At 72.7% G+C, this 15,606-nt stretch carries 13 protein-coding genes; 10 read left to right on the plus strand and 3 right to left on the minus strand.

Features of this window, described 5'->3' with window-relative positions; translation table 11 throughout:
* Positions 1-173 precede the first annotated feature (173 nt).
* Positions 174-812, plus strand: a complete 639-nt coding sequence (locus AB0B02_RS09640) for a PadR family transcriptional regulator (protein WP_281934636.1) — start codon at positions 174-176, stop codon at positions 810-812.
* Between the two features lie 23 nt (positions 813-835).
* Positions 836-1,915 carry an inositol-3-phosphate synthase gene (locus tag AB0B02_RS09645; protein ID WP_107162010.1) on the plus strand — a complete coding sequence of 360 codons (1,080 nt, stop codon included), beginning with the start codon at positions 836-838 and terminating at the stop codon, positions 1,913-1,915.
* Positions 1,916-2,004: 89 nt separating this feature from the next.
* On the opposite strand, the gene AB0B02_RS09650 is transcribed toward AB0B02_RS09645, so the two are convergent.
* Positions 2,005-2,484 (minus strand): methylated-DNA--[protein]-cysteine S-methyltransferase, encoded by a 480-nt coding sequence (locus AB0B02_RS09650; protein WP_281933957.1) that lies wholly within the window; start codon positions 2,482-2,484, stop codon positions 2,005-2,007.
* A gap of 67 nt (positions 2,485-2,551) precedes the next feature.
* Here AB0B02_RS09650 and AB0B02_RS09655 point away from each other — a divergent pair, with 67 nt between their 5' ends.
* The 4 genes from AB0B02_RS09655 to AB0B02_RS09670 are packed head-to-tail and all read left to right on the plus strand — an operon-like array spanning position 2,552 to position 6,243.
* A complete protein-coding gene (locus AB0B02_RS09655; protein WP_107162006.1) occupies positions 2,552-3,061 on the plus strand; it encodes a SigE family RNA polymerase sigma factor in 510 nt (169 codons plus the stop codon).
* A complete protein-coding gene (locus AB0B02_RS09660; RefSeq protein ID WP_357298757.1) occupies positions 3,058-4,149 on the plus strand; it encodes a hypothetical protein in 1,092 nt (363 codons plus the stop codon). Before AB0B02_RS09655 ends, AB0B02_RS09660 begins: the two co-directional genes overlap by 4 nt.
* A 41-nt stretch (positions 4,150-4,190) precedes the next feature.
* Positions 4,191-4,712: an NfeD family protein gene (locus tag AB0B02_RS09665; protein ID WP_281933951.1), complete on the plus strand. Its 522-nt coding sequence runs from the start codon at positions 4,191-4,193 to the stop codon at positions 4,710-4,712.
* 25 nt (positions 4,713-4,737) lie between these two features.
* The gene (locus AB0B02_RS09670) at positions 4,738-6,243 is read left to right on the plus strand and encodes an SPFH domain-containing protein (protein ID WP_357298760.1); all 1,506 of its coding nucleotides are present in this window, start codon (positions 4,738-4,740) and stop codon (positions 6,241-6,243) included.
* Between the two features lie 58 nt (positions 6,244-6,301).
* Here AB0B02_RS09670 and AB0B02_RS09675 read toward each other — a convergent pair whose 3' ends face one another.
* Positions 6,302-8,341, minus strand: a complete 2,040-nt coding sequence (locus AB0B02_RS09675) for a S8 family serine peptidase (RefSeq protein WP_357298762.1) — start codon at positions 8,339-8,341, stop codon at positions 6,302-6,304.
* Between the two features lie 182 nt (positions 8,342-8,523).
* Entirely contained in the window at positions 8,524-9,981 is a 1,458-nt protein-coding gene (locus tag AB0B02_RS09680; RefSeq protein ID WP_281933946.1) for a CCA tRNA nucleotidyltransferase, read from the minus strand.
* A 131-nt stretch (positions 9,982-10,112) separates the two neighbouring features.
* Between AB0B02_RS09680 and murJ the strand changes: the two genes are divergently transcribed.
* The 4 genes from murJ to AB0B02_RS09700 all read left to right on the plus strand — a co-directional run bounded on the left by murJ (position 10,113) and on the right by AB0B02_RS09700 (position 15,523).
* Positions 10,113-11,858, plus strand: coding sequence for a murein biosynthesis integral membrane protein MurJ (gene murJ / locus AB0B02_RS09685; RefSeq protein WP_281933945.1), 1,746 nt, complete (start codon positions 10,113-10,115; stop codon positions 11,856-11,858).
* A 373-nt stretch (positions 11,859-12,231) separates the two neighbouring features.
* Positions 12,232-13,851, plus strand: coding sequence for a protein kinase family protein (locus AB0B02_RS09690; RefSeq protein WP_281933944.1), 1,620 nt, complete (start codon positions 12,232-12,234; stop codon positions 13,849-13,851).
* A complete protein-coding gene (gene sigM / locus AB0B02_RS09695) occupies positions 13,848-14,558 on the plus strand; it encodes an RNA polymerase sigma factor SigM (protein ID WP_281933942.1) in 711 nt (236 codons plus the stop codon). The genes AB0B02_RS09690 and sigM overlap by 4 nt, the downstream gene beginning before the upstream one ends.
* The gene (locus AB0B02_RS09700) at positions 14,555-15,523 is read left to right on the plus strand and encodes a hypothetical protein (protein WP_281933940.1); all 969 of its coding nucleotides are present in this window, start codon (positions 14,555-14,557) and stop codon (positions 15,521-15,523) included. Before sigM ends, AB0B02_RS09700 begins: the two co-directional genes overlap by 4 nt.
* The last annotated feature ends 83 nt before the right edge of the window (positions 15,524-15,606 follow it).

Raw genomic sequence — 15,606 nt, forward strand, 5'->3', positions numbered from 1 at the left:
GCAAAGGGTACGCGCTCCGACGAACCGAGGCGACCATGGTCACGATCAGTGAGGATCGCGTCGCGTAACCAGAGGTTTGCCCTGGCCACCGGTCTCGGCTACCGTGCGATGTATCGGCCCGATACATCGCGGCGGTTAAGCCTCCACCCAGGGGGAAAGAAGGGATGGCGCCCGTGCTCGAGTTCGCCATCCTGGGCCTCCTGCAGGAGGCGCCGATGCACGGCTACGAGCTGCGCAAGGAGTTGACCGCCAAGCTCGGCGCCATCCGGGCGGCGATCAGCTACGGCTCGCTCTACCCGACCCTGCGACGGCTGCAGGCGGCGGGGTGGATCACCGAAGCCGCCGAGACACCCGCGACCGCCGAGGAGGTTCCCGCGCTGACCAGCCGACGCGGTCGGGTGGTCTACACCATTACCGCGGAGGGCAAGGAACGCTTCGCCCAGCTCATAGCGCAGGCTGGACCCGAGACGTACGACGACACGGGCTTCGGCGTGCACTTCGCGTTCTTCGCCCGGACCGACCAGGCCACCCGGCTCCGGATCCTGGAAGGTCGCCGTCGCAAGATCGAGGAACGCCGCGAAGGTCTTCGTGACGTGCTCGGCCGGGCAGCCGAGCGCCTCGACGCGTACACCCTGGAACTGCAGCGCCACGGGCTCGACGCCTGCGAGCGCGAGGTCCGCTGGCTGGAGGAGCTCATCGCCAACGAGCGCTCCGGCCGGGCCCCGACCGCCCCGGATTCCCGGACGGTCGGCGGCCGAGGAGACAACGACAGCCCGCCCACGCCTGGAAAGTCCAGGACAGAGCGGCCGTGATGAAAAAGAAGGAGGCAGACGCTATGGGCTCCGTCCGCGTCGCCATCGTCGGTGTGGGTAACTGCGCCTCGTCCCTCGTGCAGGGCGTGGAGTACTACCGGAACGCCGACCCGAACGACCGCGTCCCGGGTCTCATGCACGTCACCTTCGGCGACTACCACGTCTCGGACGTGGAGTTTGTCGCGGCGTTCGACGTGGACGCCAAGAAGGTGGGCATGGACCTCGCGGAGGCGATCGTCGCCAGCGAGAACAACACGATCAAGCTCTGCGACGTGCCGCCGACCGGCGTCAGCGTGCAGCGCGGCCCGACCTTCGACGGTCTGGGCCAGTACTACCGCGAGATCGTCGAGGAGTCGGACGCCACGCCGGTCGACGTGGCCCAGGCGCTGCGCGACGCGCAGGTCGACGTGGTGGTCTCCTACCTGCCGGTGGGCTCCGAGCAGGCCGACAAGTTCTACGCCCAGGCCGCGATCGACGCCGGTTGCGCGTTCGTCAACGCCCTTCCGGTCTTCATCGCCTCCGACCCGGAGTGGGCCAAGAAGTTCGAGGACGCGGGCCTGCCGATCGTCGGTGACGACATCAAGAGCCAGGTCGGCGCCACCATCGTGCACCGCGCGCTGGCGAAGCTGTTCGAGGACCGCGGGGTCGAGCTGCTGCGCACGTACCAGCTCAACTTCGGCGGCAACATGGACTTCATGAACATGCTGGAGCGCAACCGCCTGGTCTCGAAGAAGATCTCGAAGACCCAGTCGGTGACCTCCCAGATCCCGCACGAGATGCAGAAGAGCGACGTGCACATCGGCCCGTCCGACCACGTGCCGTGGCTGGACGACCGCAAGTGGGCGTACATCCGCCTGGAGGGCCGCTCCTTCGGCGACACCCCGCTCAACGCGGAGCTGAAGCTCGAGGTGTGGGACTCGCCGAACTCGGCCGGCGTCATCATCGACGCCGTCCGCGCCGCGAAGATCGCGCTGGACCGGAAGATCGGTGGCCCGATCCTCTCCGCCTCCTCGTACTTCATGAAGTCCCCGCCGCAGCAGTACGCCGACCACGACGCGCACGCCGCCGTCGAGTCCTTCATCAAGGGCGAGATCGAGCGCTGACGCGCTGACCTCAGCACATTCGCGAGGGCCGGGTCCGTTCGGGACCCGGCCCTCCGTGTTCGGGCCGGCCGGTCGGGCGGGCGCGAACGTCAGGACCAGGCGCGGCGCAGCGCGACGCCCGCCTCCAGCTCCAGCAGCGTCACCTTGCGCGGCAGCCCGCCGCCGAAGCCGACCAGCTTGCCGCCCGCGCCGACGATCCGGTGACAGGGCACGATCACCGGCACCGGGTTGCGGTTGCACGCCACTCCCACCGCCCGGGCCGCGCCCGGGTCACCGAGCGCGCGGGCCACCTCGCCGTAGGTGGTCGTCTCGCCGTAGGGGATGCCGGTCATCTCCCGCCAGACCGCGCGCTCGAACTCCGAGCCGCGCGGCGCCGACACCGGCACGCCGAACTCGGTCAGCTCGCCGGCGAAGTAGGCCCGTAACTCGGCCACCGCCCGCCGGGCCAGGTCGTCGCCGGGTTCGTCGGACGCCGACGCCACCCGGCCGAAGTGCGCGCCGCGTACGGCGTCGGCGTCGGTGCCGACGGAGAACTCCCCGATCGGCGAGTCGAGCACGGTCCAGCGCATGCCACCCATTGTCGCGCGGCGGGCAAAGTTTCCCCCACCCCGGGCGTCTGAGACACGGAGGTGGACGGTGGCGGAGGTCGACGGGGAGTTCACCGCGTTCGTCAACGAACGGGGGCCGGTCCTGCTGCGGGTCGCGTACGCGCTCGCCGGCAACCAGCACGCGGCCGAGGACCTGCTCCAGAACGCGCTGGCCAAGGCGTACGCCCGGTGGCCCCGGATCCGCGGCGACGCGGAGCCGTACGTGAAACGGATCCTCTACCACGACCAGGTCTCCGGCTGGCGGCGGCGGGCGCGGCGCGCGGAGGTGCCGGTGGCGGACGTGCCGGAGCGGCCGGCGGTCGGGGACGACAGTGACCTGCGGATGCTGCTGCGGGACGCGCTCCGGGCGCTGCCACCCCGGCAGCGCGCGGTGCTGACGCTGCGCTACCTGGAGGACCTGAGCGTCGAGCAGACGGCCGCGCTGCTCGGCTGCCGGCCGGGCACGGTGGCCAGCCAGAGCGCCAAGGCACTGGCTCGGCTGCGGCAACTGGTGCCGGCCCTCGACGAACTGACCACCCGGGCGGAGGTGACCCGATGAGCACGTCGCTGGAGGAGACGCTCCGGACGGCCGTACGCGATCTGGCCGACGGCGTCGCGCCCGCGCCGGAACTGGCGCTGCGGGCGCTCGGGCGGGGCCGTCGGCTGCGTCGCCGCCGACGGGTCGCCGCGACCGCCGCCGCGCTGGTCGCGGTGGTGGCGGTGACGCTGCCGTTCGTGTTGTTGCGTCCCCGTTCCGCCCCGCCGCCCACGACCCCACCGGTCACCGTCACCCCCTCGCCGGCGCTCCGGGCCGAACCCGGCGCGAACTGGGCGGACCGGCCACTGGTGCTGCCCGGTGAGTGGGTGGTCACCCGGGCCCAGGTGGTGGGCGGCTCCGGCAGCGGGTTCCTGCTCGACCGCGGGCGCGGGCGCTACTTCGCCACCGACAAGTACGACGGCATCTTTCCGGCGCCGACCGGCTCCCTCGTCGCGGTCCGCGACGACGGCCGTCCCCGGGACGTCGGCGTGTTCGATCTGGCCACCGGAAAGACCCGCTGGTACGAGGTGGGCCGGGCGCTCTCCACGCCGAACTGGTCCCCGGACGGACGGCGGCTGCTGTTCACCACCCGCCAGGTCGACCACTTCGGTTTCATCGTGCTGGATCTGAACGGGCAGAAGAAGACCCATCCGGTGGGACGGCTCGGCTGGCCCTGCGCCGACCGGTGCGAATTCACCTGGATGCCGGACGGCCGGTCGGTCGCGTTGACGTTGAGCAGGCAGAAGTCGGAGTCGTGGCCCCGGGACCTCGCCAAGGGGGTGCAACTCCTGTCGGTCGACGACGGCCGGCCCACCCGACTGGTCGAGCTGCCGGGCGGGCCGGTCGGCCCGGACGCCTGGTCGCCGGACGGCACGTTGGTGGTCGTCCAGGGGCATCAGGAGCCGCTGCTGGTGGAGACCGCGACCGGCCGGGTGGTGAACCCGCTGCCCAGCGCCGACGTCGCCTGGGTCACCGGCGACCGGTTGCTCTACCGCCGGCCGTTCGGCGCCGGGGACTTCGTGCTCGCCGACCGTACCGGCCGGGAACTGGTCCGTCAGCCGCTGCCGAAGCAACTTGTCGACCTGGCGGTGACGATCGCGCCGTACTGAGCGCCCGCTCAGGGTGGGGGACGTTGCACCGGGTCGATACCGTGCAGGTCGTGGCCACGGGGACGCTCATTTTCCTGATCATCGGCGGAGTGGGTGTCGGCGTGCTGACGCTGGCCCTGCTCGGCTCGGGAGTGCTGCACCTCGGTCACCCGGACGTCGACGGGCCGGTGTCGCTGGAGGCGGTCGCCGGGTTCATCGGCGCGTTCGGGTTCGGCGGCGCGATCGTCAACGAGATGCTCGGGGCGCGTACCCCCGGCATGATCGCGGCGGCGGTGGCCGGCGGCGCGCTCGCCGCCGTGCCCACCGGCTGGCTGGCGGCCCGGTTGAGCCGCGCGGCCCGCGACATGCGCACCGATCCGACCCCCACCCGGGACCACCTGGCCGGCGCGATCGGTCTGGTGGTGACCCCGATCCCCAGCGACGGCTACGGCGAGGTGCGGGTCCGCCTCGCCGGCCAGCCGGTCAAACTCAACGCCCGGTCCGACCGGCCGATCCCGGTCGGCGCCCGGATCTTCGTGGTCGAAGCGCTCAGCGAGACCAGCGTGCACGTCGAGACCTACTGATCCCTCCGCACAGACGGGAACCCCCATGCCCCTGCTCGTCGCCATCGGCGGCGCGGTCCTCCTCGCCGTCCTGCTCGTCTTCTTCGTGCTCTCCCGGATCAAGGTGGCCGGGCCCAACGAGGCGTTCATCGTCACCGGCCGCAAGGGCCGCACCACCCAGACCGCCGACGGCATCCGGTCCACCGACATGTCCGGGCAGAAGGTCGTGCTCGGCGCCTCGGTGTTCGTGCTGCCGGTGGTGCAGAAGCTCCAGTCGCTCGACCTGTCCAGCCGGCGCATCGACGTCGGCATCCGGGGCGCGGTGAGCAAGCAGGGCATCCGCGCCGACCTGCACGGCGTCGCGATCGTCAAGGTCGGCGGCACCGAGGACGCCATCCGGGCCGCCGCCCAGCGCTTCCTGCACCAGCAGGACGAGATCGACAACTTCACCCGTGAGGTGCTGGCCGGCGCGCTGCGCTCGATCGTCGGCCGGCTCACCGTCGAGGAGGTCATCCGGGACCGGGCCGCGTTCGCCAGCGCGGTGGCCGAGGAGGCCGAGCACTCGATGACCAACCAGGGCCTGGTGCTGGACACGTTCCAGCTCCAGGACATCCTGGCCGAGGGGTCCTACCTGGCCGACCTGGGCCGGCCCGAGGCCGCCCGGGTACTCAAGGACGCCGCCATCGCCGAGGCCCGCGCCCGGCAGGCCGCCGAGCAGGAGCGGCTGCTCGCCGAGGAGGCGATCGCCGAGGCGAACCGGAACCTGTCGCTCAAGCAGGCCGGCATCCAGGCCGAGATCGACGCGGCGAAGGCGAAGTCGGCCGCGGCCGGGCCGCTCGCCCAGGCCGAGCGGGACCAGGCGATCCTCTCCGAGCAGCAGAAGGTGGCCGAGCGCAACGCCGAGCTGAAGCAGCGCCAGCTCGACACCGAGGTCCGCAAGCCGGCCGACGCGCAGCGGTACAAGGTGGAACAGGAGGCCGAGGCGGCCCGCAACGCGGCGGTGCTGCGCGCCGACGCCGAGCGGCAGGCCACCATCGCCGCCGCCCAGGCCATCGCCGAGCAGTCCCGGCTCACCGGTGAGGGTGAGCGGGCCCGCCGCGCCGCGCTGGCCGAGGCGAACGCGATCGAGGGCGCCAAGGAAGGTGAGGCGGAGCAGCGCCGGCGGTCCGCGATCGCCGAGGCGGTCGAGCGGGAGGGCCAGGCCGAGGCGGCGGCCATCCTGGCCAAGGGGCAGGCGGAGGCCGACGCGATGGCCCGCAAGGCCGAGGCGTTCGCCGCGTACGGCGAGGCGGCGGTGCTGGACCTGCTGGTCAAGGTGCTGCCCGAGGTGGTCGGAGCGGCGAGCGCCCCGATCGGCGCGATCGACAAGATGACCGTCATCTCCACCGACGGCGCCTCGTCGCTGACCAAGTCGGTGGCCGGCAACGTCGCCCAGGGCCTCCAGCTCGGCAGCGACCTGACCGGCATCGACCTGGCCGGGCTGCTCGCCCGGCTGGGCAGCGCGCACACCAACGGCAAGACCGCCGTGGACGGCAGCACGGTCACCCCGTGAACGACGGCGCCCGCCGGCTCCCCGAGGGGAACCGGCGGGCGACGTGCGGTGGTACGGGTCAGAGCACGGCGAGGACGAACTTCTCGCCGGCGCCCAGGCCGAGGGTGTCGCTGTCCCAGTCGATGACACGACTCGCGACGAGCTGGCTGGTGCCGGCACTGCCGGCGGTGACCGCCTTGCCGTTGGCGTTGGCGTAGAGGCTCACCGAGCCGTCACCGTAGTAGTCGAGGAAGACGAACGCCTCCCACGCGCCGATCGAGGTGCTGCGCGCGATCAGCGGCTTCGCCCCGGCGCTCTCCGCCGCCACGAACTTGCCGTTGGCCAGCGCCTTCAGGCCGAAGAAGCCGTCGCCATCGCTGACCACCTCGTACTTCTCCCAGGCGCCGACCGTCGTCGAGCGGGGGATCAGCGGCTTCGCGCCGCCGCTCTCCGCCGTGACGTACCGGCCGCCGGCCACCGCCTTGATGCCGACGATCGGGGACGGGGCGTCGAAGTCGAACTTCTCCGCCGCGCCGATCGAGGTCTTGCTGGCGATCAGCGGGGAGGTGGCGCTCGGCGCGGTGACGTACCGGCCGTTGACCGTGGCCTTCAGGCTGACCGTGCCGTCGGTGTTGTCGACGATCTGGAACTTCTCCCAGGCGCCGATGGTGGCGCCGCGCGCGATCAACGGCTTCGCGCCGGCGCTCTCCGCGGTGACGAACTTGTTGGTGACCCGGGCGCGCAGGCCGTACAGGCCACCGCCGGCGTCGACCACGTCGAACTTCTCCCACGCGCCGATGGTGGTGCCGCGCGCGATCAGCGGCTTCGTCCCGGCGCTCTCCGCCACGACGTAGCGGCCGTTGGCCCGGGCCTTGAGCCCGTACGAACCCCGGGCGGTGGGCACCGCGCCGAGGTGCAGGAGCCGGTCCAGCGAGCCCATGCTGTCGTGCACCGCGCCGCCGATGCCGGTGGTGACGACGGAGTCGCGCACCTGCTGCGGCGTCCAGGTCGGGTGTGCCTCCAGCAGCAGCGCGGCGGCGCCCGCCACGTGCGGGGACGCCATCGAGGTGCCGCTCATCGCCACCGACCCGTCGGTGGTGCCCTGCTCCGCCGAGACGATGCCGGCGCCCGGCGCGAACGTGTCCAGGCAGGAGCCGTAGTTGGAGAACCGGGCCCGGAAGTCGAGCCGGTCGGTGGCCCCGACCGTGATCGCCGTCGGCACGCTCGCCGGCGAGACCGTGCAGGCGTCCGCCGACTCGTTGCCGGCCGCGACCGCGTACGTGACGCCGGCGGCGATCGAACGGGTGACCGCGTCGTTGATCGCCTGGTCGACCCGGTCGGAACCCAGGCTCATGTTGGCCACCGCCGGCTTGACCGCGTTGGCGGTGACCCACTCGATGCCCGCCAGCACCTGGTCGGTACGACCGCTGCCGTCGCAGTCGAGCACCCGCACGGCGACGAGCTCGACGTCCTTGGCCACGCCGTACTTCGTTCCGCCGAGCGTGCCGGCCACGTGCGTGCCGTGGCCGTTGCAGTCCTGCGCGACGTCGTCGCCGTCGACGGCGTCGTAGCCGTAGCTGGCCCGCCCGCCGAAGTCCTTGTGGTCGATGTCGATGCCGGTGTCGATGACGTAGGCGGTGACCCCGGCGCCGGTCGCCGGGTAGGTGTACCGGCCGTCGGTCTTCGGCTTGAGCTGGTCGATCCGGTCCAGCCCCCAGGGCGGCGTGGTCTGGCTGCCGGAGGTCTTCCAGCGCTGGACCTGCTGGACGTACGCGACGGCCGGGTCGGCGGCGAGGCGCTCCGCCTGCCGGCGGTCCATGGCGGCGGAGTAGCCGTGCAGCGCCCGGCTGAACACGTGGCGGACGGAACCGCCGTGCTCGCCGGCGAGGGCCGACGCGGTGGACCGCACCTTGGCCGGGCTGGCCTTGCCGTCCTTCAGGACGACGATGTAGCTGCCCGGCACGGCGCTGGCCGTGCCGGCGCCCCGGATGTCGCCACGTGGTGGGGTGACCGGATCGGCCAGGGCGGCGCCGCCGGTGGCGGCGCAGATGATCGAGGTGGCGGAGGTGAGGGCGAGCCCCACCAGCGCGGAGCGGCGCAGCGCGCCGGGACGTGACACCGAATTGTCTCCCCGTGTCCAGCGACCGTCCGGACCGGACGGGCGGATGAGATCAGGACAGCCGCGCCCGTCGAGCGGGGGGCTGGCGATGACCAACATCATGCGGCAGAGATCGATCGGAACGCGTCAACCGTTCGGTCGACACGCCGGCGTATCGTCGTCGCTTTTTCCCGGCCGGCGGATCAGCCGACGATGCCCTCGCCACGGGCCCAGCGCAGCAGTTCCGCCTCGGCCTCGTCCCGGTCCAGCGGGCCACGCTCCAGGCGCAGCTCCTTGAGGTGCGCCCAGGCGCGGCCGACCACCGGGCCCGGCGGCACGCCGAGCAGCTCCATGATCGCGTTGCCGTCCAGGTCGGGCCGGACCCGGGCCAGGTCCTCCTCGGCGGCTATGCGGGCGATCCGCTCCTCCAACGCGTCGTAGTCGGCCGCGAGCTGGGCCGCCTTGCGCCGGTTGCGGGTGGTGCAGTCGGAACGGGTCAGCTTGTGCAGCCGGGACAGCAGGTCACCGGCGTCGGTGACGTACCGGCGGACCGCCGAGTCGGTCCACTCGCCCCGGCCGTACCCGTAGAAGCGCAGGTGCAGCCCGACCAGCTTGACCACCTGGGAGGTGACGTCCTTGGGGTAGCGCAGCGCCTTCATCCGGGCCTTGGTGAGCCGGGCCCCGACCACCTCGTGGTGGTGGAAGCTGACCCGGCCGTCCGGGCCGACCGCCTTGGTGCCCGGCTTGCCGACGTCGTGCATCAGCGCGGCCATCCGCAGCACGAAGTCGCAACCCTCGGACTCCATCGACATGGCGTTCAGCACCACGGTGAGCGTGTGCTCGTAGACGTCCTTGTGCTGGGCGTGCTCGTCGATGGTGAGCTTGAGGCCGGTCAGCTCCGGCAGGAAGCGCTCGGCCAGGCCGGTGTCGACAAGCAGGCGCAGCCCGGTCACCGGGTCGGCCGCGCACAGCAGCTTGGTGAACTCGTCCCGGATCCGCTCGGCGGTGATCCGGTCGAGGTCGGCCGCCATCCGGGTCATCGCGTCCCGGACGTCGGGGTGGACGGCGAAGCGGAGCTGGGCGGCGAACCGGGCCGCGCGCAGCATCCGCAGCGGGTCGTCACGGAACGACTCCTGCGGCGTGCCGGGGGTACGGATGACCTTGGCGCCGAGGTCGGCCAGGCCGCCGTACGGGTCGGTGAACCGGTGGTCCGGGAGGCTCACCGCCATCGCGTTGACGGTGAAGTCGCGACGCTTCAGGTCCTCGGCCAGGCTGGTGCCGTACTGCACCACCGGGTTGCGGCTCACCTGGTCGTAGACCTCGGCCCGGAAGGTGGTGATCTCCAGGGTGAGCCCGTCGCGCTGGCAGGCGATGGTGCCGAACTCGCGTCCGGTCTCCCAGATCGACTCGGCCCAGCCCCGGATGACCTTGACGGTCTCGTCCGGGTGGGCGTCGGTGCAGAAGTCGAGGTCGTTGCCGAGCCGGCCGAGCAGCGCGTCCCGGACCGATCCGCCCACCAGGTGCAGTTCGTGACCGGCACGGGCGAAGCGCCGACCCAGCTCGTCGGCGACCGGGGACACGCGGAGCAGCTCGGCGACGGCGTTGCGCTGCGCGGCGGTCAGCTCACGGCGATCGGCGGCGGAGGCGGAGGCTTCGGACATGGGATCGCCAGCCTAGCGGGCCGAGGGTGGATCGACCGCGCCGGGCGTGGGTAACCGGGCGAGGTTGACTAAGGTTCCGGTGGTGCGGGGCCGTCGGGCCCGGTTCCGACATCCCCCTGGGAGGCTGTGAGATGAGCGGCGGCGGGCTCTACCGCAGCGCGAACGCGCACGGCGGCGGCCTGCCGCCGGACGACGGCGCGACCTTCATCTCGGCGGAGCCGCTGAACCAGCCGGGCGTCGAGTCGGTGGCGCCACCGCAGGAGGTGGTCGCCGAGACCAGCGCCGCGGCGAACAGCGCGGTGATGGCGATCGGCAGCCTGGTCAGCCGCGGCACCGGCTTCATCCGCAATCTGATGATCGGCGCGGCGCTGGGCGGCGCGCTGGTCGGTGACGCGTTCACCACCGCGATCTTCCTGCCGAACCAGGTGTACGAGTTCCTGCTCGGCGGCGTGCTCACCAGCGTGCTGATCCCGGTGCTGGTCCGGCGGCGCAAGTCCGACCCGGACCGGGGCGAGGCGTACTCCCAGCGGCTGCTCACGCTCGCGGTGCTGGCGCTGGCCGCCACCGTGCTGCTCGCCCTGGTCGCGGCGCCGGTGCTGACCGCCATCTACGCCGGTGGCAAGGACGCCGACTACCGCGGGCTGGTCACCAGCCTGTCGTACCTGATGTTGCCGATGCTGTTCTTCACCGGCGTGAGCGCGCTGATCGCCGCGGTGCTGAACACCCGCGGGCACTTCGCCGCGCCGATGTGGGCGCCCATCCTCAACAATCTGGTGGTCATCGGCGTCTGCGCGCTCTACATCGCGGTCTTCGGCGCCAACATCGTCCAGCCCGGCGAGATGAGCTGGGAACGGATCCTACTAATCGGCGGCGGCACGCTGCTCGGTGTCGCGGTCCAGACCGCCGGCCTGCTGCCGGCGTTGCGCAAGGTGGGCTTCCGGTGGCGGTGGCGGTTCGACTTCCGGGCGCTCGGCCTCGCCGAGCTGGCCCGGCTCGGTGGCTGGATGTTCTGCTACGTCGGGGTCAACCAGCTCGGTCTCTTCGTGGTGGTCAACCTGCTCACCCGCGCCGCCGGCGGCAACAACGCCGGTCTGCTGATCTACAACAACGTCTTCCTGCTGCTGATGATGGCGCACGGCATCATCGCGGTCTCGATCATCACCGCGCTGATGCCCCGGATGAGCGCCGCCGCCGCCGAGAGCCGGTTCGGCGACGTCACCGCCGACCTGTCCCGGGGCACCCGGATGGTCACCGCGGTGCTGGCCCCGATCGCGGTCTGCTACGCGGTGCTGGCCGCGCCGATCTCCGTGGTGGTGTTCCGCTACGGCGCGTTCACCGGCGACAACGCGGTGGCCACCTCGACCGTGCTGCTGGTCGCGGCGCTCGGCCTGGTGCCGTTCGCGGTCAGCCAGCTCTTCACGTTCGCGTTCTACGCGCTGCCCGACACGCGCACCCCGGCACTGATCAACATTCCGGTGGTGGTCCTGCGGGTGCTGCTCCAGGTCGGCCTCTTCCTGATCTTCTCGAACACGTTCGCGGCGGCCGGGATGATGCTCGGCAACGCGGTGTCGTACCTGGCCGCGGCCATCATCTCGGCGATGCTGCTGCGCCCCCGGGTGGGGCGGATCGGGTTGGGCCGGATCATGCGCACGCTCGGCCGGGTCGTGGTGGCCGCGCTCGGCGCCGCGCTGGTCGGGCTGCTCGTGCTCGCGGTGCTCCCGGGCGACCCGGCGAAGCTGAGCTGGTTCGCCGCCGCGGTCCAGCTGGTGGTCGGCGGCGCGGCGATCGGCGGCACGTACCTCGGGCTGGCCATGCTGCTGCGGATCGGGGAGATCACCGAGGTGGTCGGCATGGTGCGCCGGCGGCTCGGGCGCTGAGCGCCCACCCGTGACCGACGGTGAACGAGGATCACCAGGCTGGGGATACGGCTGTGGATAACTCGGGATTCCGCCGTCCAGTGGGCCTCTCGGCCTGTGGACAACCAACCGTACGGACGAGGGTGCCCAGGCCGGGACGGGGAAAGCACCGGCACGCCACACCGGGACGCCCCTGCGCCGATCACTTGCCGTCAACCTCTAGATTGGCGGTGCGTGTTCGCTGCGACTGGCTTCCCGCCCGCCGCAGCGGGAAGATGACATGTCGGAGAACCGGGCATCCCGGGTAAGGTCGCTCTCGACGGGTACGTCCGGCGTCGACGTGGGCGTCGACGCCGACCGTGCCGGTTCCACCGAAGCCAGAGCGGGAAGCCACATGCCCAGCAGCACGGGTCCATCGATCGACACGATCACCGAGGGAGGACGGGTGACCCAGGTCGGCGAGGGTCAGGAAGCGGAGGAAAGTTCTCCCGCGGTCGTGACCCTCGGTGCTCCCACGGTCGGTGAGCTCCTCGCCGAGCGCTACGAACTGGTCGAGCACATCAACAACGACAGTGCCGGGCGGCTGGTCTGGCGCGGGGTCGACGTGGTGCTGCGCCGGCCCGTCGCGGTGGTCCTCCGCTACCCCGGCGGCGACTCCGCCACCGAGATGCTCCAGGCCGCGGTCGCGGCCAGCCGGGTCATCCACCCCAACCTGGTCGGCGTCTACGACGCCATCGACGAGGACGACCGGGCCTACGTGGTCCGCGAGTGGGTGGACGGCCAGTCGCTGCGGGAGCTGGTCGCCGCCGACGGGCCGCTGGATCCGGCCCGCGCGACCGCGATCGGCAACGCCGTCGCCAGCGCCCTGGCCGCGGTGCACGCCACCGGCATGGTGCACGGCAACCTCCACCCCGGCACCGTGATGATCAGCGACGACGGCCGGGTGGTGCTGGCCGACGCGCGCACCGACGGGGCGGACAGCCAGGAGAACGACCTGCGGGCCGTCGGCGGGGTGCTCTACTTCGCGCTGACCGGGCACTGGCCGCACGGTGAGGCCCCGCTGCACGGCGCCACCGCCGGGCACGGCCGGGCCGCCCTGCCGGACGCCGTCCGGGACGCCAGCGGCAGCATCGCCGCGCCCCGGCAGGTCCGCGCCGGGGTGCCGGCGTACCTCGACGACCTCACCATGGACCTGCTCGACCCGGAGATCGCCCCGCCCTCGTCGGACGTGCTGTCCGCCGAGCTGAGCCGGCTCGACATCCCGGCCGACGAGCAGTTCCTGGAGCAGGCCGGCCCGCTGCGCTTCACCGCCGACCCCGGCGAGGAGCCGTCGTCCCCGCTGGCCGCGGCCGGCGGGCGCAAGGTCGCCCTGGGCATCGCCGGCCTGCTGGTGGTGGCGCTGGTCGGTCTGCTCGTCGGGATCAGCGTGCTCGGGGGCGGTGACGACGACGCCAAGGAGCCGGTGGCCCAGCCCACCAACAGCGCCCCCGCCACGGGCGGCAGCACCGAGGCGGCCGCGCCGGTCCGCAAGCTCACCGTCTCCGACGTCCGGATCATCGACCCGGAGAGCGGGGACCGCGCCGAGGTGCGGAACGCCGAGAAGGTCATCGACGGCAGCGACGACGAGGGCTGGGAGACCCAGACCTACCGGAACAACGGCAAGTTCGGCGGCCTGAAGAAGGGCATGGGCGTCTGGATCGACCTGGGTGCCCCGCACACGGTCAAGTCGCTCCAGGCCACGCTCTCGTCCACCGGCGCCTCGGCCGAGCTGCGCGCCGGCACCAACGGTGAGTTCCCCTCCACCTCCAAGGGCGACAAGGACCTCGTCGCGGCGTACCCCACCGTGATCGGGCAGCCGTTCGAGGACCACGACGGCACCAAGATGACGTTCAACGGGTTCGACCCCGCCCAGAAGTACCAGTACCTCCTCTTCTGGATCACCGAGCTGCCGAAGAAGGACGACGGCAGCGGCTGGAAGATCGGGGTCCAGGAGATCACGGTCCAGGGCTCGTGAGCCGCTGGTCGGCGACCGGTGACGGCCCGCCGGCCGGCTCCGACCTGGAGCTGCTCCGGGCCCACGTCGCGGGTGACCGGGACGCCTTCACCGAGCTGTTCCACCGGCACCGCGACCGCCTCTGGGCGGTGGCGCTGCGGACCATCGGGGACCGCGAGGAGGCGGCCGACGCGCTCCAGGACGCGATGCTGTCGGCGCACCGCGCCGCGGCCCGTTTCCGGGGCGACTCGGCGGTCACCACCTGGCTGCACCGGATCGTGGTGAACGCGTGCCTGGACCGGATGCGGCGACGCCAGACCCACGCCACCGTCCCGCTGCCCGACGGGGTGCACACCGACGGGGATCCGGGACGCCACACCGGCGGCGTCGAACCGGCCGCGCCCGCCCCCGACCACGACACCGCGCTGGTGGTCCGGCAGGCGCTCGCGGCCCTGCCGGCGGAGCAGCGGGCCGCGCTGGTCCTGGTGGACGTGCAGGGCTACCCGGTGGCCGAGGTGGCCCGGATTCTCGACGTCGCCGAGGGGACGGTGAAGAGCCGGTGCGCCCGGGGTCGGGCGCGGCTCGCCGTGCTGCTGGGGCACCTGCGCACCGGTGCCGACGACGCCGTGCACGTGCCGCGGGTCACCGCAGGGAACCGCCGGCGGCCCGAGGGCGTCGGATCCTCGTCGGGACTCACCCGGCCGGACGCCAGCCAGGAGGAGCCGTGAGTTCGCGGGAGTTCAGCGAGGTCGACCACGACCTCCTCGCCGACTACCTCGGCGGGGCGCTGGACGGCACCCCCGAGCAGGCCACCGTGGCCCGGCTGGTCGAGCAGGACCCGGCCTGGCGCGCGGCGTACGCGGCCCTGGCCGGCGCGCTCGACCTGGTGCACGCCGACCTGGCCGACTGGGCGTCGTCGTCCGCGCCGGAGCTGCCGGTGGCGGTCTCCGACCGGATCACGGCCGCGCTCGCCGGCGCCGGTCCCGCCCCGACCGCCGACCACGTGCCCGAACACGCCGGTCGGGATGCGACGCCGGTCACCGTGCCGGCGCAGCCCGGCCGGACGACCCGCCCACCCGGCACGGTCGCCCGTCCCGACCGGCACACCGGGCCGGGGCGACGGTCCCGGCGCTGGGCCCGGGTCGCCGGGCCGGTGGCGCTGGCCGCCGCCTCGGTCGCCGCGGTCAGTCTCGGCGTCGGCCGGCTGGCGGACACGGGTGGGGACAGCAGCACCGTCGGGCGACCGGCCGGGGAGGCGGCGCCGGCGGCGGGCGCGCCGTACCGGACCACCGGGCCGGCCGTACGCAGCGGCACGGACTGGACCCCGGAACTCCTCGGCCGGGACGCCAAGGCGATGTCGGCCCGACCGGACATGGCCGGGCCGTCGGGCGCGACGGACAGCGGCCGGGAGACCCCCCTGGCCACCGACAAGTACCGCCTCGGCGCCGTCGGCGGGTTGGACCGGCTCGCCCGCCCGGAGGCACTGGCCGCCTGCCTGACCGCGATCGGCGCCGAACACGGCGCGGTGCCGCTCACCGTCGAGATGGTCGACTACGCCCGGTTCCAGGGCAGTCCGGCGCTGGTGGTGACGTTCTCGGACGCGGGCGGCGCCCGCTGGGGCTGGGTGAGCGGGCCGGAATGCGGCGTACCCGGGTCCGGCGCAGACACCCGGTTCCGCACGCGGGTAGGGTGAAACCGCGGTCAGGGGTCCTGTCCCGCCACGTGACGTGACCCACCAGATGACCGGCTCGGGAATCCCCGCTTCGTACGATGACG

It is taken from the genome of Micromonospora sp. NPDC049240, from assembly GCF_040647835.1.
GTDB lineage: Bacteria > Actinomycetota > Actinomycetes > Mycobacteriales > Micromonosporaceae > Micromonospora.

Excerpts from the sequence above, each read along its gene's own strand:
- AB0B02_RS09645 (WP_107162010.1), top strand. The coding sequence starts at position 836 with ATGGGCTCCGTCCGCGTCGCCATCGTCGGTGTGGGTAACTGCGCCTCG.
- AB0B02_RS09650 (WP_281933957.1), bottom strand. The coding sequence starts at position 2,484 with ATGCGCTGGACCGTGCTCGACTCGCCGATCGGGGAGTTCTCCGTCGGC.
- AB0B02_RS09660 (WP_357298757.1), top strand. The coding sequence starts at position 3,058 with ATGAGCACGTCGCTGGAGGAGACGCTCCGGACGGCCGTACGCGATCTG.
- AB0B02_RS09670 (WP_357298760.1), top strand. The coding sequence starts at position 4,738 with ATGCCCCTGCTCGTCGCCATCGGCGGCGCGGTCCTCCTCGCCGTCCTG.
- AB0B02_RS09680 (WP_281933946.1), bottom strand. The coding sequence starts at position 9,981 with ATGTCCGAAGCCTCCGCCTCCGCCGCCGATCGCCGTGAGCTGACCGCC.
- murJ (WP_281933945.1), top strand. The coding sequence starts at position 10,113 with ATGAGCGGCGGCGGGCTCTACCGCAGCGCGAACGCGCACGGCGGCGGC.
- AB0B02_RS09690 (WP_281933944.1), top strand. The coding sequence starts at position 12,232 with ATGCCCAGCAGCACGGGTCCATCGATCGACACGATCACCGAGGGAGGA.